The sequence below is a fragment of the Rhodococcus sp. Leaf247 genome (assembly GCF_001426185.1).
In the GTDB taxonomy this organism is placed as follows: domain Bacteria; phylum Actinomycetota; class Actinomycetes; order Mycobacteriales; family Mycobacteriaceae; genus Rhodococcoides.
This window is the reverse complement of record NZ_LMRP01000004.1, coordinates 560,138-583,792: the sequence shown is the minus strand read 5'-3', so window position 1 is coordinate 583,792 and position 23,655 is coordinate 560,138. Positions and strand designations below refer to the sequence as shown.

Here is a 23,655-nt window from a genome sequence, read left to right as displayed (position 1 = left end):
ACGCGGCACCCGACCACTGGTGGACGATCACGGGCCTACGCGCCCGTGCGGCCCGAGCAGAGGAACGAACCGCGCATGCAGCCACGTGTGATGCCCACCTCGATCGTGGACGAGGACCGGTCGTGATCGCCGATGGCACGTTGCGCTGGATCTGTACGGCCCTGTTCGTCGCCGCCGCCGGCTATTGCGTGTCGCGGCTGGCCCACGTCGGGCGGACCCGCGGTGTGATCGATCATGGCCTGCACCTGGCGATGTGTGTGGCGATGATCGCGATGGCGTGGCCGTGGGGCCTCGGTGTACCCCTGCTCCCCCAGGGCGTCTTCTTCGGTGCGGCCACCCTGTGGTTCGTGTTCACGGCCGCGCAGGGTGTTCTCGCGAGTGTGCGGCGACGGGTGGACGTCGGTCGTCATGGTCCCGTGATGGCCGCTTATCACGCATTCATGATGGCCGCGATGGTGTGGATGGTGGTCGTCATGGCCGGGTGGTTGCCCGACACCGCCGCACACGATCATTCCGGTGGCGATTCGATGGCTGGTGACGCGTCCGCGCACGCCCATCACGCGGCGATGGAGACTTCTGCTCGGACGAGCGCGGGTTCGGAGTGGGTCTCCCTCGTATCTTACGCTCTGACGCTGGCGTTCGCCGCGGCCGCGATCCTCTGGCTCCACCGCATGTTCGCAGTCGAACAGGACGCCGCCCTGGCCCCCACCACCGCGAAGCGCGGTGCAGTGGCCACCGTGGGACGCGTGTACCAGCCGCTGACCCTCGCCGCCGCGTGCGAGGTGGCCATGGCCGGCGGGATGGCCATCATGATGGGAGTGATGTGACGTCTTCCTCGACCCACCGTGACCAGTGCAGCGGCCGATGACACCGGGGATGCGTTCGTCAGGAGACGCGTCGTCGCGGCCCTCTCGCACACTGTCGACCCATGTGCTCACTGCGACGATCGTCGTCGCAGTCGGCCTCGTCGTGTCGGTCACCGCGGTCTCCGGTGACACCCGCTACCTCGCGAGCGGAGACTCGTATCCCGGCATCGTCACCTCCCAGCTGTACGTGGTGCTGCGGTTCGTCGCTGCCCTGTCCGGCGCGGTCACGCTCGGGGCGCTGGTGCACGCACTCACCTGCACACGGGTCACCAAGTCCGGGCGCATCGGCCCGGAGGGCTATGCGGCACTGTTGATCGCCGCGCGTTCCAGCTCCGTCTGGCTGATGTCGTCCGCAGCATTGATTCCGGTGTCCGCGGCGGATGCCACCGGGATCGGTCTGGGCGATGCCGTGCGGCGCGGCGCACTTCTCGACCTCGTGGCGCCGAACGAGGCACCGAAGGCGTGGATGGTGAGCGCAGTCGCCGCTCTCGCCGTGGTCGTCCTCACGCGTTGGAGTCTGAACTGGGTACCGCTAGCCGCGTCGGCCGCTGTCTCCGTGATCGGGATTCTCCCGGCCTGGGTGATCGGCAACGCCGGGCAGGGCCGCGATCACGACATCGGTACCAGCGCAGTCATCGTGGCGATGGTCGCCTTCTCCGTGTGGACCGGCGCCGCGATCTCGTTGCGCTCGATGATCCTGCGCGTGGACGGACGCGACGCGCGCGAATGCGACCTGGCCGTGTCCCGGCATCGTGTCGTCGCCTCGTGCGCGGCGGTTCTCACCGTGGGACCAGCGATCGTGGTGGCCGTCATCCTCCTTCCGTCGGGAGCTGTGTTCAATTCGGAGTACGGCCGATTCGCCCTCGTGGCAGGGGCACTCGTCCTGGTCTCCGCGGTCCTCGCCGTGACTGCGGCTGTTCGGCGTCCTCCGTCCGATCGGTACATGCGAGTGTCGGCACAGGCGTCGTCGGTGATCCTGGTGTTCGTCTGGGCGCTGGTCGTGCTCATGGCCGTGCGGCCTGCTCCGGCTTTTCTGGTCACCGCATCCACCGTCTATGACGTCTTTCTCGGGTTTCAGCCCACTGGTCCCCCGTCGCTCTCGCAGTTCGCCTCGTTCTGGCGCTTCGACTTCGTCACCGGCGCAGGCGCGGTCCTGTTGGCCGGGCTGTACGGGTGGGCCGTCGTCCGCCTGCGCAGGCGCGGCGACACGTGGCCGCTCGGACGCACCGTCGCCTGGGCATCAGGGTGCCTGACCCTGTTGGTGACGACCAGTTCCGGGGTGGGCGCCTACGGTTCGGCGATGTTCGGCGTCCACATGGGCGTGCACATGACATTGAACATGTTCGTTCCTGTGCTACTCGTTCTCGGCGGGCCGGTCACTCTCGCGCTCCGTGCACTGCCGGCCGCGCGGGACGGCAGCGCCCCCGGGCCGCGCGAATGGATCGTCATGGTCGTGCACTCACCGCTACTTCGGGTTCTGTCCAACCCGGCTGTCGCCGTCGGACTGTTCGTGCTCTCGCCGTTCGCGGTGTACTTCAGCCCACTGTTCGACGAGTTGGTGCGGTACCACTGGGGTCACGAACTCATGAACATCCATTTCATCGTCACCGGGTACCTCTACTACTGGGTCATCATCGGGATCGATCCGGGCCCGAAGCGTCTACCGCACCTCGGTCGGCTGGCGTTGCTGTTCGCGGCCATGCCTTTTCACGCGTTCTTCGGTATCGCGGTGATGACGATGGACCGTCTCATCGGCGGTACGTTCTATCGATACCTCGACCTCCCCTGGGTCCAGGACCTCGCGAGTGATCAGCGCTTCGGCGGGGGCTTGGCGTGGGCGTCGAGCGAGGTCCCGCTGGTGATGGTCGTCCTCGCTCTGGTGACGCAGTGGGCGCGCCAGGACAGGAAGACCGAGGTGCGGGAGGACCGGGCAGCCGATCGCACCGACGACGACGAGCTCGCGGCCTACAACGCGATGCTGGCCCAGTTGGCCAGAACGCGGAAGTGAACGTGCGCGCATGATCGACGTCCATCTCGTGGTTCTCGTCGTTCTCGTCGCGTTGGCGTCGTGGTTGGGAGCACGGGTCGAACACCGGCGGGACGCGCGACTGGTCGGAATCCTGGCGATTGCCCTGCTCGCGGTGGTCGTGGCCGTCGATGCGGCCGGGACAGTGCCGCATCCGAGCTAGAGCAGGGTCTGCCAGTAGTCGAGGAATCGTTCCCCGCACAGCAGGATCACTGCGGTGAACCAGAGGGCGACGATGGTCCATCTCCATCTGACGAACGGTGCCCACTGCGTCGCGCGGGAGACCGCGACCACCCACAGCGGCACGGTGACCGCCCACACGACCATGCAGTAGGGACACAGTGCGCCGATCCGGTACAGGCTCTGAAAGATCAACCAGTGCACGAACACCACCCCGACCGACAGTCCGATCGCCAACCCCGCCCAGTACCACCGCGGGACACGGACACCGCCGAGACAGAGGACGCCGGTCACCACCACCACCGTGAACGCGGGGATTCCCAGGATGGGGTTGGGGAAGCCGAACAGCGCGGCCTGCGGCGTGGTCATCACCGACCCGCACGACAGAACCGGGTTGAGACTGCAGGACGGTACATAGCTGGGGTCGAGCAACAGCCGATATCGCTCGATGACCAACACCAGCGCCGCCAGGAGTCCGATCGCCCCGGCGACGAGGATCCCCCCGCCCGCGACGCGGCCGAGCGGGGGGCGTCCGGACACCTCGGTGCTCGCGAGGACGTCGGTCACGAGATCGCGAGCACGGCGGCGGTCAGTGCCTCGGGGGTTGTCAGCTGGAGGGGTTCGCCGTTGAGCAGGACGGTCGGAGTCGAATTCACGTTGGTCTCTAGCACCGACTGGGTGGAGGAGGCGACCCAGTCGGTGTGGGTTCCGTCGGCGATGCACTCGCCGACCGTCTCGGGTGCACCCGCCGCCACTGCCATCTCGGTGAGCTGATCGTCCGTCAGTCCGGCACCACCTTCGGCGGGCTGCTGTTCGTAGGCTGACGAATGGAAGCGCAGCCAGTTGTCCATCGACGAATCAGCCACGCACAGGGACGCGTTGGCAGCGCGTGTGGAGTAGTCGGTGGTCGACATCCGGTCGAGGATCGCGATCGGGTGGTAGTCGATCGCCGCGGCCCCGCTCGTGCGGAGCTCGTCGAGGGCACTACCGAAGGTGGCTTCGAAGGCTCGGCAGCTCGGGCACTGGAAGTCCTCGTAGATCGTCAGGACTCGTGTGGGTGTCTGCCCGCCGCCGAGGGTCTCGACGTCGGGCTCGGCTGCGCGCAGGGCGCCGGTATCGGTGACCGACGCCGGCGCAGCCGCTGCGCCGGGGGTGTCGCGGCCGGAGATGACCACGATGCCCACGATCAGCGCGAAAACGACCAGGGCGGCGGTGATTCCGGCGCGGATGAGCACCGAACGTCTGCGTTCGGCTTCCGCCAGCGCATTACGCTGGGCACGGTCGGTCTTGGACACGATGTGGTTCTCTCTTCTCGTGGAGTGGTGACGGAAGAGAAGTCGGCCGCTCCATCGAGAAAGTTCCCGCGAACCCTCAGCGCGGCGATTCCCGCTCGCCGGTGACCGAGTTGGAGCTTCGAAAACGGCGTAGTCGCAAAGAGTTCGAGACGACGAAGAACGAGGAGAACGCCATGGCCGCCCCGGCCAGGAGCGGAGTGAGCAGTCCGGCCGCTGCGACGGGGATGGCGGCGACGTTGTAGCCGAACGCCCACACCATGTTTCCCTTGATCGTCGCGAGCGTGGCCTTCGCCAGGCCCAGAGAATCCACCACAGCACCGAGGTCGTCCCGGACGACGATGATGTCGGCGGCGCCGATGGCGACATCGGTCCCCGCACCGATCGCCAGACCGAGGTCCGCTGTGGCGAGGGCCGGTCCGTCATTGATGCCGTCGCCCACCATGGCGACCGTGCGGCCGCTCTCGCGCAGCGACGAGACGATCTCGACCTTGCCCTCGGGGAGCACCTCGGCGACGACGTCGGTGATGCCCACGGCGTCGGCGACTGCCTGCGCGGCGTAGGCGTTGTCGCCCGTGACGAGCAAAGTGCGGAGCCCGAGCGCGTGCAGCTGCGCGACGGCCGCGGCGGCGGACGGCTTGACCGTGTCGGAGACGACGAGAACTGCCCGCACTCGGCCGTCGACTGCCAGATAGACGGCTGTCGCTCCCCTGCGCTCACTTCCGTGCTGTGCACGGGCGAGAATTCCTGGAACGGGCCACTGCCTGTCCTCGAACAATCGCCGCCGTCCGATCTCCACGGCTCGGCCGTCCACGAGCCCTCGTGCCCCCAGTCCGGGGAGCGCGACGAAATCGTCGACCGACGGAAGTGTCCCCAGTCGGTCACGAGCGGCGCCGACGATCGCGGCCGCGATCGCGTGCTCGGATGCGACCTCCACGGCTCCGGCGAGTCGGAGCAGATCGTCCTCGTTCTCCCCGTGAGCGACGACGATCGATTCGAACGTCAGCGCTCCGGTGGTGATGGTCCCGGTCTTGTCGAAGACGACGGTGTCGACCGTGCGTGTGGCCTCCAGCGCCTGATGTCCCTTGATGAACACCCCCAGTTGCGCCCCGCGGCCGGAGGCCACCATCAACGCTGTGGGTGTGGCCAGGCCCAGCGCACAGGGGCAGGCGATGATCAGGACCGCGAGTGCTGCGCTGACCGCTGCGTTCATGTCGCCGCTGCCGACAACCCATCCGGCGAATGTCGCGGCCGAGAGCAGGAACACTACGGGAACGAAGATGCCGGAGATGCGGTCCGCCAGGCGCTGCAGATCGGCCTTGCCCGTTTGGGCGGCGTCGACCAACCTGATCATGCCGGCCAGCGCGGTGTCGGCCCCGACCGCGGCGGCCTCGACGACGAGACGTCCGTCCAGCACGACGGTGCCGCCGGTCACCGCCGTGCCGACCTCATTGTCGACGGGAAGCGACTCACCGGTCATGGCACTGGTGTCGACAGTGCAGTGTCCGTCCACGACGAGACCGTCCGCGGCGATCACCTCCCCCGGACGGACGACGAACTGCTGCCCTTCCTTCAGTTCCGAGACGGGAATCCGTAGTTCGCCGCCACCGCGGACGAGCACCGAGACATCTCGAGCTCCGAGAGCGGCGAGGGCTCGAAGGGCGCCGCCGGCACGGCGTTTGGCCTTTGCCTCGAAGTAGCGGCCGGCGAGTACGAACACTGTGACGCCGGCTGCCACTTCGAGGTAGATCGCGTCGCTGGACGTGATAGCCGCCCAGATGCCCCGGGTCTGATCCGCCGTGGAGGCCTGGAAGAACATCGAGTAGACGGACCACCCGGTGGCCGCGATGATGCCCGTGGACACCAACGTGTCCATCGTGGTGGTGCGGTGCGCGAATCCGGACAACGCTGCCCGGTGGAACGGCAACGCCGACCACAGGACGACCGGGGCAGCGAGCGCCAGCAGGATGAACTGCCACCCCGTGATGCGTGTGTCGGGCACGACGGCGAACATGATGGACAGATCGGCCAGCGGAACGAACAGAACCAGGGCGACGACGAGGCGGCGGAACAGGTCTCGGGAATGCGCGTCCTCGGCCGTGGTGTCGACGCGGGTGTCGTCGGTGAACTCCGCGGCTGTGAATCCGACGGCCTCGACCATCGCGCACAGGTCTGCTGTGGTGACGGACCGCGGAGCCTCGATGGTGGCGACCGCGGTGGCGTAGTTCACCGAGGCCTTCACCCCGTCGACCTTGTTGAGCTTGCGCTCGATCCGGTTGGCGCAGGCACCGCACGTCATGCCCTCGACGGCGAGTGCGACACGCACTAACGTCGCATCGCCGGCGATGTCAGCGAGGACGGTGTTCTGGTGGGTGCCGACGGACATGGTGATCAGCTCTTTCGTTCGACACTGCGGTTTCGGTGGAGTGGGGATGTCACGCGGCGGAGTCGTCGGCCTCTCGCAGGTGGCCGCGTCGGCGCCCCTGGCGCGCGCCGTCCGGAACGATGACGCCCTCGTCGTCGCTGTGCGACACGCGTTGCGGTGATGGTGATGTCGACCCGTTCGCGCTGCGCCGGACCATCGCGGTGACCGCGACACCGACGGCGATGATGGCGTGGGACGCGACGCGTTGGATGGTCACCTGGCCGGATATCGAGTCGGTGATCACGAACACCGCGAGCAGCCCGGTGAAGGCGACCAGGACCGGCATCAAGCCTGCCGACGCTGCCGGTCGCCACGCGGCGACGAGGAATCCGATCCCGACAGCGATGTTCCACGCGGTGCTCTCGTTGAACAGGTGTCCGGCCATCGACTCGTGACCCATCGCCATGGGGTCGGCCGTAGGGGTGTGTCCTACTCCGAGGAGTTGTGCGACGCCGAGCGAGATCTGCGCCATGGCCACGAGAACGAGGGCGGCTCTCCACGGATGGTCTCGGCACACCCACCGCGCTACGCGACGGGGACGACCGCGCGGCGCACGGACGCCGACGGCGTCGAGTATCTGCGCCGTCAGATCCGGGGTGCGTGGGGCGGACCCGACACGGAGACTGCGCGTCAGCTCGGTCGCGGAGGCGTACCAGTTCTGGCACCGGGCGCAGGACTCCAGGTGCTCGTCGGTCCGGGCGGACGGTACGGGCTCCCGTTCGCCGTCGATGCGCGCCGACAACGCTTCTCGCGCGAGTGTGCAGTCCACGAGTCAATGGTCGCCCGGGACGGCGGAAAAGTTCCCGACGGGCCTTTTCAATAGCACTGAAGGTCATCAACTACACTGAAGGTGTGAGTTCCCGAGCCGAGCACGACGTGCACACCACCAAGTTGGCGCTCGCCGCCGGCCGAGGTGATCACCGCGCACTCGAGTCCTTCGTTCGAGAGACACAGCGTGACGTGTGGCGATTCGTCGCCCATCTGAGCTCCCCGTCCGCGGCGGACGATCTCACGCAGGAGACGTACCTCCGCGCGATGACATCCCTCCCGCGTTTCGCGGCGCAGTCCTCCGCGCGCACCTGGCTCCTGTCCATCGCCAGACGCGTGGTGGTCGATCAGGTCAGGTCGGCGATGGCTCGCCCGCGGCTCGTCGGAAGCGACGACTGGGTGGCCGTGGCGGATTCCGCGCAGAGTGCCTCCACGGGGCCGAACGTCGCGGAGGACCTGGTGGAAGTGCGCATGATGCTGGCCGATCTGCCCGCGGACCGGCGCGAGGCACTGATCCTGACGCAGGTGCTCGGGCTGTCCTACCAGGAGGCGGCTGATGTGTGCGGGTGCCCCATCGGCACAGTCCGCTCACGGGTGGCGCGTGCGCGTGAACAGTTGATCGCCGGGGTCGGCGAAGTCGGTTCCGACACGGGTTAGGCGCGTTCGACCACACCGGCGATGGGCACGGTCATGGCCCACGCGTTCATGGCGTCCAACACCGGCCGGAGCCCCTGCCCCAGCGGCGTGAGTTCGTAGACCACCCGCGGCGGAATCTCCGGGTACACCGTCCGTACGAGCAACCCGTGGGTCTCGAACTTGCGCAGACGATTGGTCAACGTGTGGGCACTGATTCCGTCGAGTGCAGTGAGCAGTTCGCCGAATCGGTGGGGACCACCCAACAGTTCGCGCACGATCAACGTGGCCCACGGGCCGTCCAGCAGACTCAGGAACCGCGTCACTCCGCAGGTCTCGACGGAGCAGTCCTCGAACGCGATCGGCCTCATGTATCCCCACGTTACAGCCAGTGCACTTGATGTAACCACTGCATCGCATGCACTAATGGGTTCATGACCTACATCGTTCACGGCGCCACGGGCGCTCAGGGTTCTCCCGTCCTCGCCGCACTCACCGCGGCCGGCCACTCCGGCACCGCCGCTGTCCGCGACACCTCGTCCGTCGAGGGCCCGGCGGTGGCCGTCGACTACACCTCCGTCGACTCGCTCGTCGACGCCTACACCGGCGCGGACGGCGTCTTCGTCCATATTCCCATCGGTCCCCTCGATGTCCAGATGGCCGCGGCCCACGCTGTCGCCGAGGCCGTCCGGCGCGCGCGCCCTGCCCGAGTCGTGTTCTCCACCAGTGGATCCACCATCGACGACTCCACCCCGCCGACGTCGGCTCCCGAGGTCCTCGCCCGCGAGCTGGCCGACAGCGGCGTGTCCCATGCCGTGATCGAGCCCCGCGTGTTCCTCGAGAACTTCCTGCTCCCCATATCCCTCGGACCGGTACGCGACGACGGCGTCCTCATGTACCCGATCCGGGACGACTACGCCGTGTCCTGGAGCTCACACCTCGACATCGCCGACGTCGCCGTTCGTCTGCTCACCGACCACACCGTCACCGGCGTCGTGTCGGTCGGTGCACTGCCCGGCCTCGTCGGTGCCGACGTCGCCGCAGGATTCGCCGCGTACCTCGACCGGCCCGTGACCTTCCGCGCCATCACCCCCGACCACTACGGCGACCTCATCACTCCCCTGTTCGGGGCAGGAGCCGCCGGGCCCGTCGTGGAGTCCTACCACCACCGATACACGCTGCCCGGTGAGGTCATCACCCCGGACAGGTCCGCGCAGCACCTGCTCGGTATCACCCCGCGCACCGTGCAGCAATGGCTGACGGACCTGGACGTCTGACGCACTGTGTGCGCGTCCGGCGAAGGATCAGCCGATGATCGAGCTGCTGACGACGCCAGTACGCATCCGCTGCGGATGGTCGCCGACCGCAGCGCTACCCACTTCCAGACCGGTGTCGAACGAGATCGCGGAAACCTTGTCGCTACCGGCCCACGACACGAAGCAGTACTGACCGTCGGCACTGCGCGTGGACCAGTAGGGCTTCTCACCGGACGTCACCAGCGGCCCCGCCGTCAGGGTGTCCCGCGAGACCACGGTGGCGTAGTCCGACATCGTTCCCGCGACGCACATCTTGGTGCCGGCGGTGTTCATCGCGATGCCGTGATGGGCCGAGTCGAGCAGGTAGGACTCGCGCGGAAGCGCCGCCGCCGCAGCGGTGATGGGGAGATCGGCCACCCGCGTGACCCGGTCCTGCTGCAGGTCGTACTCCACGATGCCGTGGAAGAAGGAGACCTGCAGGTAGAGGAAACGCTCGTCCGGCGAGAGCGTCATCGGGCGGACGGACGAACTCATGTCGGGGTGCCCGGCCTCGGCCAGCTTGCGCCCGATGTCGATCTGGCGCGTGACGGCCCCGGTGGTCCTGTCGTAGAAGGCGATCCAGCGCGGGAACTTGGTCACGCCGAGAGCGGGCGCGTCGAGGGGTGACTCGACGCGGCCGATGCTCGCGTTGATGATGTATCGGCCGTCTTTCGTGTACACGTTCTCGTGCGGGGAAGTGCCGGTGGGGAATCTGCCGATCTCGCGGCCGTTCGCCGTATCCAGGATGTGCACCGTGTTGGCCGTCGACGCCGAGACAGCGACCTGTGTGCCGTCATCCGAGATGGCCATGTGATCGGCGCGCTGGCCGTCGACGGCGAACCGCCAATCGATCGCACCGGTTGCGATGTCGAGGGAGACGACGTCGGCGAAGCTGGGCCGCGAGACGATCAGCTTTCTACCGTCCTTCGAGGTGTACATGTCGTCGGCGTACTGGTCGTGCCCCTCGCCCACCAGCTGCCGGATTCCGAAGTAGAACGCGGCACGCACTGGATTCCGGTAGATCTCCGCGAGGCGCTGTTCTTTGTCCGGCACGACGTTCAACCGACCCAGTCTGGTCAGGTTGCCGTCGGGGGTGAGGTAGTCCGCGGTCCCGTCCCAGTTGTTGGCCACGAACAGCACGTCGGTCAGGTCGGGTGCAGCAGCGGCCGGCGTCGCGACCGCGACGGTGCCCATCGCCGTGAGCGCCGCGGTGGCGATGGTGAGAAGTGTAGTGCGAACGGTCATGTGCGGCCCCCGAGAATGTCGTCGAGGCGCCCCGTGCCCCCCCGGCTCCATCACGGTATCCGCCGACGTTCTCGCGGGCATGCGAACCTCGCGGAATACGTGCCAGCAGACAAGCTCAGCGTAATTCTTCAGGTGAAGTACCGACTTTTCGGCGAAGCCGCGGGACACTGTTCGAAACCTCGACATACAGACATTTCGTTGTCGGCCTCACGAGCATCTGCACGGCACCACTCGACGAAGGAGGAGCGATGACACGCGACGAGAAGGCCGCGCCCACGGTGCGCACGAGCTGCAGTGCGGATGCTCGGCGCAAGCCTGTGTCCGTGCATTCTCAGCCGTCGTTCATCGAGGTGCGCGGCGCGAAGGTTCACAACCTCGCCGACATCGACGTGTCGATACCCCTGCACACGCTTGTCGCGGTCGCGGGGGTGTCGGGGTCGGGAAAGTCGTCGTTGGCGATGGGGGTTCTGTACGCGGAGGGCTCGCGCCGCTACATCGAGGCACTCTCGACCTACACTCGCCGCCGAATGTCGCAGTCCGCCCGCGCCGACGTCGACAGTGTCGAGCACGTGCCGGCCGCACTGGCCCTGCGCCAGAGACCCGGCGTGCCCGGCGTGCGCAGCACCTTCGGCACGTCGACCGAGCTACTCAACGTTCTGCGACTGATGTTCTCGCGGTTGGGTTCTCATTGTTGTCCGAACGGTCACCGACTCGCCCCCACGGTGGAGGTCGCCCTCGACCACGACCTGACGTGCCCGGTCTGCGGAGCCACCTTCTACCCTCCCGGCGCCGAGTCGCTCGCCTTCAACTCCGACGGCGCCTGCCCTCGATGTTCGGGCAACGGCGTCGTGCGCGAGGTGGACGAGCGCATGCTGGTGCCCGATCCGAGCCTGAGTATCGACGCCGGTGCGGTGGCTCCCTGGTCGATGTTCGGTCTCACGGTGATGCCTCGCGTCGTCGCCGAGATGGGCGTACGCACCGATGTGCCCTACGAGGAACTGCGCGCCGAGGAGCGCGACATCGTCATGCACGGCGCGGAGGAGAAGCGGCACATCACCGTTCCCACCAAGAACGGCAAGCTGTTCGAGATGGACTTCACCTACCGCAATGCCGTACGCGCGGTGGAGGAAGCGGTGAACAAGGCGACGAGCGAGAAGGGACTGAGCCGTGTCGACCGTTACATCAGCACACACACCTGCCCCAGTTGCCACGGCGTCCGTCTCAGCGACTCGCCCCTCCGATCGCACATCGGCGGCATCGATCTCGGCCAGGCCACCGCCAAGACTCTGGACGACCTCACCGGCTGGGTCACCACCATCGAAACGTCCTTGCCCGCGGACATGACGCAGATGGCGCGCAACCTCGTCGACACACTCCTCGAGATGGCCCGGCGCCTCGTCGGGCTCGGCCTGGGCTATCTGACACTCGACCGCGGCAGTGCCACCCTCTCCACAGGCGAACGGCAACGCGTTCAACTCGCGCGTGCGGTGCGTAACCGAACCACCGGTGTGCTCTACGTGTTGGACGAACCGTCCATCGGACTTCACCCGTCCAACGTCGACGCCCTTCTCGACATCATGCGAGACCTCTTGCGGGACGGGAACTCCGTGGTGTGTGTCGACCACGACGTGCAGGTCCTACGCGATGCCGACTGGATCGTCGAGATGGGTCCCGGCGCGGGCAGAGACGGCGGACACGTGGTGGCGACCGGCACTCCCGCCGACCTGGGAGACGATCCGGCCTCCTCGCTCGGCGGCTTCCTCGTCGGTCGCGAAGGTATCGTCGTGCGCGATCGCGCACCGTCCGATCAGATGTTCGCCCGCGGACGGATTCACCTGACCACCCGTCCCCTGCATACCGTTCACGCTCTCGCAGTGGACATCCCGTCGGGGCGTATCACCGCGGTGACCGGCGTCTCCGGGTCCGGCAAGACCACGATGGTTCTCGACAGCCTGGTGCCCGCACTGATCGCTCGCGGCGCCGGCGGACGCCCACCCGCACACGTCACAGCATTCGACGCACCGGGCATCACGCGCGTCAACGTGGTCGACGCCACCCCCATCGGGATCAACGTGCGCTCCACCGTCGCCACGTACAGCGGGATCCTCGACGACCTGCGCCGCGCCTTCGCATCGACACCGGCGGCCGCAGAGCGCGGTCTCACGGCCGCCGACTTCTCGTACAACACAGGGTCCCTGCGCTGCCCCAGGTGCGAGGGAACCGGCCAGATCTCACTCGATGTGCAGTTCCTGCCGGATGTCGACATCGACTGCCCCGACTGCTCCGGCACGCGCTACTCCCCGGCCGCCCACGAGATCCGCCGACCTGTCCAGAAGGCCTCCGGCCCACCGGACATCTCGCTCCCGGACCTGCTCTCGTGCACGGTGACCGAGGCGCTGAATCTCACCACCGACCTCCGGCGCGTCCACACCCGCCTGCAGACCCTCGTCGACCTCGGATTGGGCTACCTCACCCTCGGCGAAGCCACACCCGCCCTCTCCGGCGGCGAGGCACAGCGCCTCAAATTGGCAACCGAACTACGTCGCGACCAAGCCGACACCCTCTTCGTCTTCGACGAACCCAGCGTCGGACTGCACCCACTCGACGTCCGCACACTGCTCACCGTCATCGACCGCCTCAACGACAACGGCGCCACCGTCGTCGTCATCGAACACGACCTCGACATGATCGCCAACGCCGACCACATCATCGACATGGGCCCCGGCGGCGGTGACGCCGGCGGACGCATCGTCGCCACCGGCACACCCGACGACGTCGCCGCCGACCCCTCGAGCATCACCGGTCGCTACCTTCACGAGCACCTACGAGCTGGAGCGGACGCGGGACACAACTCTCGCGGGTGAACCGCGGCACTACCGCCACACTCACATGTCGCGCGGCGCAGCGTTGTGGCGTCGACGTTCACGTGCAACAGTGCGGTACCGAAGAGTACTACGACGGTGACTGTTTCGATCACCGAGAGGATCGACAACGCGCGCAGAAGCCCGGGAGTTACGCGGTCTCACCGGGCCGTACGACCATCAACACCACGACGACGACCCACACCAGGTCGAAGGCACCGGTCGACATCCCGATTCGTCGCAGACGCGCACCCGTGTCCGGTGAGGTCAGCGCCTCTCGCTGCAGCGGAGCGATCCGGAAGGCCAGCAAGCCACCGGCTACTGCAGTGAGAGCCATCGCCGCAATCACTACGTATCGGTCGTTCTTGGGCGGACAGCAAGAGGTCCTCCACACCTTCAATTTAACTGAAGGCTTACCGATCGCGGGCGGCCCATTGCTCCGCATGCACGCGCAGCGCCTCGGCCAGATCGGGCGCCGCCGTCGAGAACTTGTCGTCCACCGTTTTCATCACGTCGGCGGCACGAGCCAGCAGCTCCTCGCCGTCACTCGAAATACTGAGGTGCGCTGCGGATCCCGAGTGCGCCGTGTGATCATCGACCAGTCCGGACGAGATGAAACCGGCGACTGTGACGTGCACACTTTGCACCGTGATGGACGAGCGACGGGCGAGTTCACTGAACGAGATGCCGGGCGCGGATCCGATGTGAGCGAGCATCCCGTACTTGCGAGCAGTCAATCCCATGGCCTTGAGCGCCTCGTTCAGCGTGGATTCCCACGCCTTGGCCACTGCCAGCAGTGCCGTCGTGGGGCTCAGGGGAACTCGGTCGACCATGTGGTCACACTATCGGCCGTGACTCGTCGCCTGTACCGAGACGACGGTGCGGATCAGCGGTGCGACAGGGGTTGCACCGCGAGCAGTGCGAGCGCGTGGAAATTGGCGTCCGGCCGGCAGCACCGCGGTCCGCAGACGCAGAACAGGAGTGCCGATCCGACCGCGAGAACTACTACGTTGCGTAGCAGCCGGGTAGGGTGTCGGCGATGAGCACCCCGGCGACCAGTGCGCCTCTGCGCGGCGTCGTCGTCGGCGCTCTGTCCGTGCTCGTCGTCGCCGCCGCTCATGATCTCGGTGGAGCGGCACTGCCCTCTCAGTCCGCCGCGGTCGCGCTGCTCGCGGTCTGCGCCGGCGTCGGGTGGATGGTCTCGACAGTGCCGGCCGGCAGGAGCCGCCTCGTCGTCGCCCTCGTCGCAGCGCAGGTGCTCGGACACCTCACCCTGACCGTCGTGGACGGCCATCACCACGGTCCGCTCCTCGACCCCCGCATGGCCGCAGCCCACCTCGGCGCCGTCGGTATCGGCGCCGTCGCCGTCCACGGCGCCGAACGCGGCATCATCGCCGCCGCCGGGGCGATGCGCCGCATCCTCCCGATCGTTCTCGCCGTGGCGGCCGTCGACACCGACACGGTCCGCCCAGCCCGACCCGTCACCCGGGTCGACGCACCCGCGCGTCTGCTCGACCTCTCCGGGCGCGGCACCCGCGGCCCACCCGCCCGACTCCGGTAACCCTTCCTCGACAGCCGCCCGACGCAGCACGCCGTCGGGTGATGCATCCTGCCTCGCCGACCGCCGATCTCGTGTGTCGAGACTCGGCGCTCTCGCGCGCGCCACCACCGGAATCGAGCACAACCATGTCCACACCCGAGAAGACCGAGCCCACCGCGGCTTCCCCAGCGCCGCCCACGTCAGCGTGGCGACCACTGATCCTGCGCCTGCACTTCTACGCCGGCATCTTCATCGCACCGTTCATCCTCGTCGCCGCGGTGACCGGCGGCCTCTACGCGATCGCACCCACACTCGAGAGCGTCGTGTACCGCGACCTGCTCCACACCGACAGCACCGGACCTGCACTACCGGTGTCCGACCAGATCGTCGCCGCACAGCAAGAGCGACCCGATCTCACCGCCGCTGCCGTCCGACCGGCCATCGAGCCGGGCGACACCACCCGCGTCATGTTCACCGATTCGAGCCTCGGCGAGTCGAAACGCGCCGCCGTGTTCCTCGACCCCGTCACCGCCGCCCCCGTCGGGCAGTCGACGGTCTACGGTTCGTCGGTCTCGCTTCCGCTGCGCACCTGGCTCAGCGAGCTGCACCGCACCCTGCACCTCGGCGACACCGGCCGCCTCTACAGCGAACTCGCCGCGTCCTGGCTCGGCGTCGTCGCGCTGGGCGGGGTATTCCTCTGGGTGGAGCGCTACCGACGCCAGCGCAGGCGGAACTCCGACAATGCACGCCTGTTCACCGTCGACCGCACCGCCCGCGGTCGACGGCGCACGCTCGGCCTGCACGGGGCGAGCGGAGCGTGGATCGTCGTCGGGCTGGTATTCCTGTCCGCGACCGGACTGACGTGGTCGAACCACGCCGGATCCAACATCGACGACCTACGATCCGCGTTGAGCTGGACAACCCCCGCCGTCGACACTGATCTCACCGGTCACGCCGGTCACTCGGACGACCAGCACGCAGGCCACGCCGGACACGGCACGTCGGATGCCGCGACGACAGCCGAGCCGGTGGATGTCCGGCAGATCGACGGTGTCCTCGCCGTCGCTCGCGCGAACGACGTCACCGGCGCCGTCGAAGCATCGATCCCCACTTCGAGAGACACCGCCTTCACGGTGGCGCAACTCCGTAATCCGTGGGTGTTCTCCACAGACTCGATCGCCGTCGACGGGGCGTCCGAGAGGGTCGTCGACGTGCAGCGCTTCTCCGACTGGCCCCTTGCCGCCCAACTCACCACCTGGGGCATCAGCCTGCACATGGGGGTGCTGTTCGGGCTCGTCAGCCAACTCGCCCTGCTGGCGTTGGCGGCCGTCCTGGTGACCATGATCGTCGCCGGGTATCGAATGTGGTTCCAGCGCAGACCTGTTCGTAGTGGCGCATCCCCGGTGGGCCGGCCGCCGCAGCGGGGAGCCCTCTGGCGCATCCCGCCCGTCGCTGCGGTCGGACTCGTCGTCGCCACCGTGGCCGTGGGGTGGTTCGTGCCGCTCCTGGGTCTGTCCCTGCTCGCCTTCCTCGCCGTCGACCTCGTCGCCGGCTTCCGCTCGCGTAGTGCACGCGTGTGAGAAGCGCGATGGAGTTTCGACGCAACCTCGATCTCCGTCACCTTCGAGGAGGCAGGTGATGTGACCGTCGACGCACCATTCGACATCAGCGAACCCGGCCGACTCGGCGATACCGAGCGCCCGCTACCTCCCACGGTGGCAGCGTCGGCCCGGGTCACGACGTGCTGCCGCTCGAACCGGACGGTCGCGGACGAGTGCGGAGCGGGGTCGATGTCGGTAGCGTGATCACCACGATCAGTCCCCCGTCCGGGTTCGGTTCGAGCGAAAGACTCCCCCTGTTCTCGCGGGCGAGCTGATCGACGATGGACAATCCGAGGCCGGATCCACCCGGGCGTCGGGTCCAGAAACGGTCGAGCGCATGGCGCCGGTCCTCCGCCGAGAGTCCCGGCCCTCTATCGGTGATCGTCAGGCGCAAGGACTCACCCCCGACCGCGGCGTCGACGACGATGTCGGTGCCCGGTGGGGCGACGTCGACCGCGTTGGCCAGAACATTGTCCAGGAATTGTTCGAGGTGACCGTCGCCGAGGACCGCCCGAGTACCGGCGGGAACGCACGAGACCAGTTCCACGCCATGCGCACTCGCCGCAGCGGACCAGGTGGCGAGGCGCTCGTCGACGACGGCCTGAACGTCGACCGTTGTCGGACGGTCGATCGGCTTCTGGGCGCGCGCAAGGGTCAACAGGTCATGCACCAGTCGAGTCATCCTCACGGTGTCCGCGATCGACCGGTCCACGGCCGCCCGTGCGTCGGGGTCGCTCACCTCGTCCTGGAGGTTGTCGAGACTCAATCGCAGAGCGGTCAACGGTGTGCGGAGTTGGTGCGACGCGTCGGCCACGAACTGCCTCTTCGCGTCGATCAGGTCGCTGATGCGCCGAGCGGCATCGTTCATGGATTCGGCGACCCGACGTGTCTCTTCCGGCCCTGCGTCCAACGGATCCGTGCGGGCGGCGAAGTCCCCGCGTGACAGGGACCGAGCCATACCGTCGAGAAGCCGCAACGGACGCGTCATCGACCGGGCGAGCCACCACGCCGCGGCCGCCGCGATACCCAGCGTCGCCAACGCCACGATCAGCTGGAACCCGAACAGCTCCTTGATCTGCGCGGTGACGGGAGCGGACGGATACGTCAGACGCACCGCTCCGACCGTCGTACCGTTCGGATCGTTCGACGGCACGGTGACCTGCAGACCGGGCTCACCGAGCACGGAATCGTCCGTACGCGTCACGGTTTCCCGCCCCTGCAGCGCCGCGCCGATGTCGACTCCGAGAGGGTTCGACACCGGACGTCCCAGTGCGGGACGCCCGTCCGCGGAGAGCAACTCCACCCGGCCACCCGTCTGCTCCTCGAGGTTGCTGCGCAGTGTGAGCAGCGCCAGGTCCGCTCCCGCCGCCGAGTCGGGATCGGCGGCATCAGCGGTCGCGAGCAGGACCGCGACTGTGCGCGCTTCACGCAGTCCCACCTCCGCCTGGTTGCCGAGCAGGGCGTTCACCAGTCCGATGCCCTCGGGAACGGTGAACAGCGCCAACGCGAGTGCCACCAGTGCGAGATACGACGCGACGAGACGGCGGACCATCAGACCTCCAGGCGGAAACCGACGCCGCGCACGGTCGTCAGAGCGAGCGCGTCGCCGAACTTCTGCCGGAGCGCAGCGACGTGGACGTCCAGCGTTCTCGTGGGGCCGAACCAGTGCTCGTCCCACACCGCCTCCATCAGCTGTTCGCGGGTGAACACCGCGCCCGGCGACTCGGCGAGGTGAGCGAGGAGGTCGAACTCCTTCGGCGCCAGCAGAATCTCGACGCCGTCCACACTTACTCGGCGGGCAGCACGGTCGAGCAGGATCGGCCCGAGCGACTGGGGCGCCGCCACCGACGTAACGGAGTCGGACCCGGTGCGCCGCATCACCGCTCGAATACGGGCGATGATCTCGCGCACCCCGAACGGCTTGCTGACGTAGTCGTCCGCACCCACCTCGAGACCGGCCACGGTGTCGATCTCGTCGTCTCGTGCAGTGATGACGACGATGGGTACCGCTGAGCTCCTGCGGATCTCACGGCACACGTCGAGCCCGTCCATGTCGGGTAGCCCGAGGTCGAGCAGAACCACGTCGGGCAGCGGAGCCGCGAGTGCGTCCGCTCCCGTCGTCACCTGCTGCACCTCGTAGCCGTATCGCCGCAGACCCGCGGTCAGAGGGTCGGAGATCGACGGGTCGTCTTCGACCAGGAGTACGCGCACGGGTCATGGTCCCATCCCGGCGGTGTCCGCCGTGTCAGGTAGATCAGGCAGGCAACTTCGAGGAGTGGTGGTCGACGATCACGACGTCCCCGTCGTCCTCGAGCTCGAAGACGAAAGTGAAGCGCGCCGGCACCTCGTCCCCGGACTCGCCCATGGTGAACGTGTAGAGGCCCGACAGCGATCCCGACGTGGGGCTGAGCAGCTGCGGCACGGACTCGTCGACCTCGCCGGTCGGCTTCTTGGTGACGAAGTCGGTGAAATAGGCCAGTCGCTCTTCGGAGCTGTTGTACACCCCTGCCCACAACGTCGGAAGAAGCACCGCGTCCTCTCGGTAGAGAGCGTTGATCGCCTGCGGGTCGCCCTGCGCGACGGTATCGAGCCAGGTATCGAACTGGTCCTCGATGCGGTCGAGGGTGAGTTCGCCGACCGCGTCGACGGAGGCGTTGGTGCCTGCGGCGGTGACGGTGTCGGCTGCGACGGGCGTGGATGCCTGTCCGGTGCCGCATGCCGACAGAACGACGGCGGCTGCGACGACGGCAGCGACGGAGGTGGCGCGGACGACGGTGTTGGTGCGCATGGTCTTACCTCTCGATCTGGTGTCACCGAACCACTTTCGGTGACAGATCAAGCATCGCGATGCGATTGCCAGCGCAGCGTCAGGGAAGTGTCAGCGGACGGACAACTTTCCACCCGGAGCGGTGTGACGCGTGTTCCCGAGACGGCGCTGTATGACCGTCGACACCCGCACGCATCATGTCCGCTGGTCGCGGCACCTCCTGTCCACTGCGGCCGAACCGGACCGTGTGACAACGCTTCTCACGTTTCGTCGGTGCCCAGCGAGTGCTCCACCCGCTGGACAACCCGCTCAGCCGTCCACAACGGGATGTCGCGAGCATTGTGCGGACCATCCGGACGGGAACACCTGCACCACCATGCGGCGACCGCACCACGCGCAGTACCGCGGTGGCCCCAGGTCACGAGGCCGTGGTCGCGCCCCGTCGGCCAAGGGTGCGCCCGTCCACCCGTCGTACGCGGGGGACTCAGAGCGCGGCATCGAGTGCCTTGACCGGCATCATCAGCTCTGCCAACAGGTCGAGATCGGATTCGGCCGGACGACCGAGTGTCGTCAGATAGTTGCCGACGATGATGGCGTTGATGCGCCAAGAATGCCCTGTCGCGCGCCGAGATCGCCGATTGTGATCTTTCGGCCGTCGGTGAAACGCAACGTCGTGCGCGGGAGCGCGAGCCGGAATGCCGCGATGGCGCGGAGGGCAGCGGTCTCGGGCAGGACCTCGAGGTGGGTGAACGGGGTCCCGGGGCCGCGGATCGAAGAAGGACGTCCGTTGCTACATGACTCATGATCACACCGTCTGTTGGACCCAGTACAGACCAGATGGCGACGCCCTGACCAGCAGTAATGCACCGTCAGTCTCTGCCCGGAGAGCCCGAACGCGTGAGTTTCGAGCTGAAAGTCATGAATAAGTAGTGAGTGGCACCGAAACCAGAAGGGCCCCTGATCAGCATAACCGCTGATCAGGGGCCCTTTTTGGTGCGCCCACAGGGACTCGAACCCCGGACCCAGTGACTATGCCCGCTGAATGCCAGGAATCCCATTGGGACCACGAAAGTCCGCCTGACCAGCGCGGATTAAGAGTCACATGACCACACGGGGCCACCACGGTGCGGGTGGGACCAGATTGAAAGTCATGAATAAGTGATGAGTGGCCACCGGAGTGTCGAGTGGGCGCCTATGCAAGGGTCGAACCCCTAAGGACCGTGCGGATCGATGACCAGACGAGTTGCAAGTGGGGAACGCCGCACCCGTTGGACCGAACAGCCTCACATTTCCGGCGAGAGTTCGAAGCTCCATGTTCATTCGCAATCCGTCCTCGCTTCTGTTAGCTGTACGTGTCGTTGCTTGCAGCTAGCCTCCTCACTACTCAGTCTCGACTCGAGCAGACGGGTGGTACTCGCACCATCGTCGTTAACGCGGGAGGTCTCGTGGCCAGAAAGTACGGACGCAAGAACCAGAATCGGCCACCCAGGAAACGTGCACCCCGACCGGAACGCACGGACGGCCCGCTCCGCGGCAATCTGGCAACCCCCGAGGAACGTCGACGCCTAGAGGCGGAACTCGCGAGACAACTCACCCCCGTGGTCTCAGCGCATGCCGGCCTCGCAGCTCTGACGGAATTGGAAAGGCGAGCACTGTTGTCGAGCCACGATGGTCAGGAAACTGTGCGTTCGCTGACAGTGATTCAGTCGCGACTCGACATCGCCGCCTCGACGACGTGGATCGAGGCTGAAGTGGAAAGAAATATTCTGTCGGCCGTTGACGAACCGTGGGTTGAACTACTCATCCGACAGTTGAGGTCGAACGGACGACTAGTACCGCCACGGTCCATGACCCAACTGTTGCGAGAGGCAATCGAGTCCTCGACCACCCACCTGTCAGCCGGTGCAATTCCACCGGTTGAGTTCGTACGACTGATTCTGTCGGTCAACACCGAGCACCTGCGCACAGAGTACAGCCAAGACGGCACCATGGACCCGGACGCCATGGACCGCATCGAAGCAATGGCGTTCAGCCTCGACCTCGAACAATCGCGTACCGCACTCCGCGAACTCATGCTCGACGAGATCGCGATACTCCACAGCAACATGCCCCAAAAGCGGGAGATTCTTCAGGCTGATACGCAACGTGTCTGGTTCAACCGGTGGCCGAGCCGCGTGACCGACCCGCGCCTCGGAGCGAAACCCGCCGACACTTTTCTCACTGCTAACGGGGTCGAACTACTCGACGTGCTCGCACTCGGACACCTCGTCATCGAACGCGCCACTGAGGGCGAGTACGAATTCAGCCGAGCAGACCTGCTGCAAGCCGGCGCCCTCCCACAAGCAGTTGATTTCATGTTCGCCAACATGGCCCAGACGCTGCCTGCCTACAAACGCCGACTGACCGACGACCGCCGTCGGGGGTCCGTCGCGAACCAGCGTTACGCGATGACAGAGCACCCCTTCGTTCTCCAGGACGACGGAACAGCGCTACTCCTCCGCTACCAGTGGGCCCTAGATAGATTTTTCGGATCGCACCTCTACTGGCAAACCTTCTTCAACCTGGGCCGTCCTCTTCCAGGTTCCGCCGCGGAATCATTCAGTCTCGCTATGAACGATGTCTTCGAGGAGGAAGTTGCGGATGTCCTTGCTCGGATCGTCGACCTCAGCCCGAAGATGACCCGACTGATACGCGAAGACGAACTCCAGCCCTCGTGGACCGAGGAGGTCGGAAGGCCGCCCTCGGTATGCGACTACGTGATCCCCACGACGTCTGGGTACTTCCTTACTCTCGATGCGACAAATCATTCTTTGAACTTCGCGCTCGCTCAGGGCCTGGGCACCATCGACGACTATGCCGCGGATGCGGAACGCTCACTGGTCAAGAAGTGCGATCAGATCGCAGAGACAATGCGCCAGATACGTCGGCGCAATGCATTCGGTGCTACAGATAGATCTGTATTCGTCCCGATCGTAGTGGTGCCGGTTGGTGGCGTACCCAACCTGGGTACCGTCGAGAGCGACCTCTGGTGGCGCACCGAGGAGATATTCCGCGACCTCGCTCGAGCTCGTTGCCTTTACACACCGACCGTCCTTTCCCTCTCCGACCTCGTGTTGCTGGAGGGGATCGCCGAGCACTACGGCGTGAGGGGACTCGACATCGCCGACGAGCTAGTCGGATGGCGTAGAGCGGCAATGACCGGCACAGTAATTACCGGAACACCACCGATCTCACTCCGGGATTATCTGTCAGAAGCGGGGATTGAGCGGCCCATCCCGACCAGAACCTTCCGTCTTCATCGCGAACTTATCGACGCGATCCGGGTTCGGCTGGATCGGTAGGCGAGGCAATGGGCAGCCCTCCCATCACACGTGGACGGTGACCAGCCCACACCCCCGATCCAGACTCCGGATTAGTCTTGCGTGATGCGCTCTCGAAAGTCTGAATTACATACTAACTATTATCGGCAATGATTATCGTTGCGAGTTTTTGTCGACTCGGACGCGAGGCAGCCAGCTCGACAAGGTCTCGCCGAGTGTGTTGATCAGGCGCGAGCATCGTGGGCCGATCGAACAGGTCAAGGGCATCCTGATGGCGGTGCACGGCGTCACCGCCGACGAAGCCTTCCAGGTGTTGGTCGAGCGGTCGCAAGCGGTAAACCGCAACGTCCGCGACCTCCGTTGACCTGATCGAGTCCGTCGTGCGTCCATAGAATTCCCCCGGCTGATCGCGCCCGGCGCCGCCCGGATCTCCGAGCCCGTACACCTATCGTCAGGAACGGACGTCCGCCTCACTGAGCACGGACGCCGCGCGTGGATAGTGCCCGTCGGGCGCGTTGCTGACGATCAAGGCGCGTCCACGCAGAGCTGCCGGGAGCAGCGTCCGCCAACGCACGGCCTCGTCGAGGTCGGTGCTTGTCCACAACGCAGAAACCAACTCGTCGCACCCGGCGGACCGCGAGGTCCGCAGCTCCACGGTGTACACGTACGGCAACGGCGCCGGCGTCTCCAGCAGCGGTTCCCATTCGTCGGGGGCTACCACTCCCCCGTCCGGGTGCTCGACGTACCGGACGTGCCCGCCCCACGCGTCACGGTAGGCGCGCGCCACCTCTACGGCAGCTGCCAACGATGCCGCCGGTCTAACGATCACGGTGTCC

Annotated in this window: 23 protein-coding genes and 1 pseudogene; 10 read left to right on the top strand and 14 right to left on the bottom strand. The window is 66.7% G+C overall.

The window, feature by feature from the left end:
• The first annotated feature begins 122 nt into the window (after window positions 1-122).
• The 3 genes from ASG64_RS20710 (at window position 123) to ASG64_RS21735 (ending at window position 3,055) form a co-directional block, all read left to right on the top strand.
• Window positions 123-827: a DUF5134 domain-containing protein gene (locus tag ASG64_RS20710; RefSeq protein ID WP_056076114.1), complete on the top strand. Its 705-nt coding sequence runs from the start codon at window positions 123-125 to the stop codon at window positions 825-827.
• Window positions 828-930: 103 nt separating this feature from the next.
• Window positions 931-2,874, top strand: a complete 1,944-nt coding sequence (locus ASG64_RS20705; RefSeq protein WP_056076111.1) for a cytochrome c oxidase assembly protein — start codon at window positions 931-933, stop codon at window positions 2,872-2,874.
• A gap of 10 nt (window positions 2,875-2,884) precedes the next feature.
• Window positions 2,885-3,055 carry a hypothetical protein gene (locus ASG64_RS21735; protein WP_156388475.1) on the top strand — a complete coding sequence of 57 codons (171 nt, stop codon included), beginning with the start codon at window positions 2,885-2,887 and terminating at the stop codon, window positions 3,053-3,055.
• Here ASG64_RS21735 and ASG64_RS20700 read toward each other — a convergent pair.
• The 4 genes from ASG64_RS20700 to ASG64_RS20685 all read right to left on the bottom strand — a co-directional run bounded on the left by ASG64_RS20700 (window position 3,052) and on the right by ASG64_RS20685 (window position 7,558).
• Window positions 3,052-3,612 (bottom strand): vitamin K epoxide reductase family protein, encoded by a 561-nt coding sequence (locus tag ASG64_RS20700; protein ID WP_056076422.1) that lies wholly within the window; start codon window positions 3,610-3,612, stop codon window positions 3,052-3,054. The two genes, ASG64_RS21735 and ASG64_RS20700, sit on opposite strands and share 4 nt — an antisense overlap.
• A gap of 23 nt (window positions 3,613-3,635) precedes the next feature.
• Window positions 3,636-4,367, bottom strand: a complete 732-nt coding sequence (locus ASG64_RS20695; protein WP_056076108.1) for a DsbA family protein — start codon at window positions 4,365-4,367, stop codon at window positions 3,636-3,638.
• A 76-nt stretch (window positions 4,368-4,443) separates the two neighbouring features.
• Window positions 4,444-6,750, bottom strand: coding sequence for a heavy metal translocating P-type ATPase (locus tag ASG64_RS20690; protein ID WP_056076105.1), 2,307 nt, complete (start codon window positions 6,748-6,750; stop codon window positions 4,444-4,446).
• Window positions 6,751-6,799: 49 nt separating this feature from the next.
• A complete protein-coding gene (locus ASG64_RS20685; RefSeq protein WP_056076102.1) occupies window positions 6,800-7,558 on the bottom strand; it encodes a zf-HC2 domain-containing protein in 759 nt (252 codons plus the stop codon).
• Window positions 7,559-7,641: 83 nt separating this feature from the next.
• Between ASG64_RS20685 and sigC the strand changes: the two genes are divergently transcribed.
• Window positions 7,642-8,214: an RNA polymerase sigma factor SigC gene (sigC, locus tag ASG64_RS20680; RefSeq protein ID WP_056076099.1), complete on the top strand. Its 573-nt coding sequence runs from the start codon at window positions 7,642-7,644 to the stop codon at window positions 8,212-8,214.
• Here sigC and ASG64_RS20675 read toward each other — a convergent pair.
• Window positions 8,211-8,561 (bottom strand): winged helix-turn-helix transcriptional regulator, encoded by a 351-nt coding sequence (locus ASG64_RS20675; protein ID WP_056076097.1) that lies wholly within the window; start codon window positions 8,559-8,561, stop codon window positions 8,211-8,213. The two genes, sigC and ASG64_RS20675, sit on opposite strands and share 4 nt — an antisense overlap.
• Before the next feature lie 63 nt (window positions 8,562-8,624).
• Here ASG64_RS20675 and ASG64_RS20670 point away from each other — a divergent pair, with 63 nt between their 5' ends.
• Entirely contained in the window at window positions 8,625-9,467 is an 843-nt protein-coding gene (locus ASG64_RS20670) for an SDR family oxidoreductase (protein ID WP_056076094.1), read from the top strand.
• A 27-nt stretch (window positions 9,468-9,494) separates the two neighbouring features.
• On the opposite strand, the gene ASG64_RS20665 is transcribed toward ASG64_RS20670, so the two are convergent.
• Window positions 9,495-10,730, bottom strand: coding sequence for a YncE family protein (locus ASG64_RS20665; protein ID WP_056076091.1), 1,236 nt, complete (start codon window positions 10,728-10,730; stop codon window positions 9,495-9,497).
• A 248-nt stretch (window positions 10,731-10,978) separates the two neighbouring features.
• Between ASG64_RS20665 and ASG64_RS20660 the strand changes: the two genes are divergently transcribed.
• A complete protein-coding gene (locus ASG64_RS20660; RefSeq protein WP_082518624.1) occupies window positions 10,979-13,594 on the top strand; it encodes an excinuclease ABC subunit A in 2,616 nt (871 codons plus the stop codon).
• Window positions 13,595-13,742: 148 nt separating this feature from the next.
• Here ASG64_RS20660 and ASG64_RS20655 read toward each other — a convergent pair whose 3' ends face one another.
• Window positions 13,743-13,928, bottom strand: coding sequence for a hypothetical protein (locus ASG64_RS20655; protein ID WP_200933509.1), 186 nt, complete (start codon window positions 13,926-13,928; stop codon window positions 13,743-13,745).
• A gap of 76 nt (window positions 13,929-14,004) precedes the next feature.
• On the bottom strand, window positions 14,005-14,424 hold the full coding sequence (locus ASG64_RS20650) for a MarR family winged helix-turn-helix transcriptional regulator (RefSeq protein ID WP_056076088.1): 420 nt from the start codon (window positions 14,422-14,424) through the stop codon (window positions 14,005-14,007).
• A 206-nt stretch (window positions 14,425-14,630) separates the two neighbouring features.
• Here ASG64_RS20650 and ASG64_RS20645 point away from each other — a divergent pair, with 206 nt between their 5' ends.
• On the top strand, window positions 14,631-15,152 hold the full coding sequence (locus ASG64_RS20645; RefSeq protein ID WP_056076085.1) for a hypothetical protein: 522 nt from the start codon (window positions 14,631-14,633) through the stop codon (window positions 15,150-15,152).
• 125 nt (window positions 15,153-15,277) lie between these two features.
• Window positions 15,278-16,711, top strand: coding sequence for a PepSY-associated TM helix domain-containing protein (locus ASG64_RS20640; RefSeq protein ID WP_056076082.1), 1,434 nt, complete (start codon window positions 15,278-15,280; stop codon window positions 16,709-16,711).
• 154 nt (window positions 16,712-16,865) lie between these two features.
• Here ASG64_RS20640 and ASG64_RS20635 read toward each other — a convergent pair whose 3' ends face one another.
• The 5 genes and pseudogenes from ASG64_RS20635 to ASG64_RS21390 all read right to left on the bottom strand — a co-directional run.
• Window positions 16,866-18,284 (bottom strand): sensor histidine kinase, encoded by a 1,419-nt coding sequence (locus ASG64_RS20635; protein WP_056076079.1) that lies wholly within the window; start codon window positions 18,282-18,284, stop codon window positions 16,866-16,868.
• The gene (locus ASG64_RS20630) at window positions 18,284-18,943 is read right to left on the bottom strand and encodes a response regulator transcription factor (protein WP_056076077.1); all 660 of its coding nucleotides are present in this window, start codon (window positions 18,941-18,943) and stop codon (window positions 18,284-18,286) included. The genes ASG64_RS20635 and ASG64_RS20630 overlap by 1 nt, the downstream gene beginning before the upstream one ends.
• 43 nt (window positions 18,944-18,986) lie before the next feature.
• Window positions 18,987-19,520 (bottom strand): DUF4440 domain-containing protein, encoded by a 534-nt coding sequence (locus tag ASG64_RS20625; protein ID WP_082518623.1) that lies wholly within the window; start codon window positions 19,518-19,520, stop codon window positions 18,987-18,989.
• A 288-nt stretch (window positions 19,521-19,808) separates the two neighbouring features.
• Window positions 19,809-19,997, bottom strand: a complete 189-nt coding sequence (gene bsaP, locus ASG64_RS22165) for a biotin synthase auxiliary protein BsaP (RefSeq protein WP_082518622.1) — start codon at window positions 19,995-19,997, stop codon at window positions 19,809-19,811.
• Window positions 19,984-20,261, bottom strand: a pseudogene (locus ASG64_RS21390) (biotin synthase BioB); the annotation flags it as partial. The pseudogene ASG64_RS21390 and the gene bsaP, both read right to left, overlap by 14 nt.
• A gap of 1,085 nt (window positions 20,262-21,346) precedes the next feature.
• Here ASG64_RS21390 and ASG64_RS20620 point away from each other — a divergent pair.
• Window positions 21,347-22,840 carry a hypothetical protein gene (locus tag ASG64_RS20620; RefSeq protein ID WP_056076074.1) on the top strand — a complete coding sequence of 498 codons (1,494 nt, stop codon included), beginning with the start codon at window positions 21,347-21,349 and terminating at the stop codon, window positions 22,838-22,840.
• A gap of 196 nt (window positions 22,841-23,036) precedes the next feature.
• Window positions 23,037-23,183 (top strand): ANTAR domain-containing protein, encoded by a 147-nt coding sequence (locus ASG64_RS22160; protein WP_235579665.1) that lies wholly within the window; start codon window positions 23,037-23,039, stop codon window positions 23,181-23,183.
• 87 nt (window positions 23,184-23,270) lie between these two features.
• Here ASG64_RS22160 and ASG64_RS20615 read toward each other — a convergent pair whose 3' ends face one another.
• Window positions 23,271-23,648: a hypothetical protein gene (locus tag ASG64_RS20615; protein WP_156388473.1), complete on the bottom strand. Its 378-nt coding sequence runs from the start codon at window positions 23,646-23,648 to the stop codon at window positions 23,271-23,273.
• Between the last annotated feature and the right edge of the window lie 7 nt (window positions 23,649-23,655).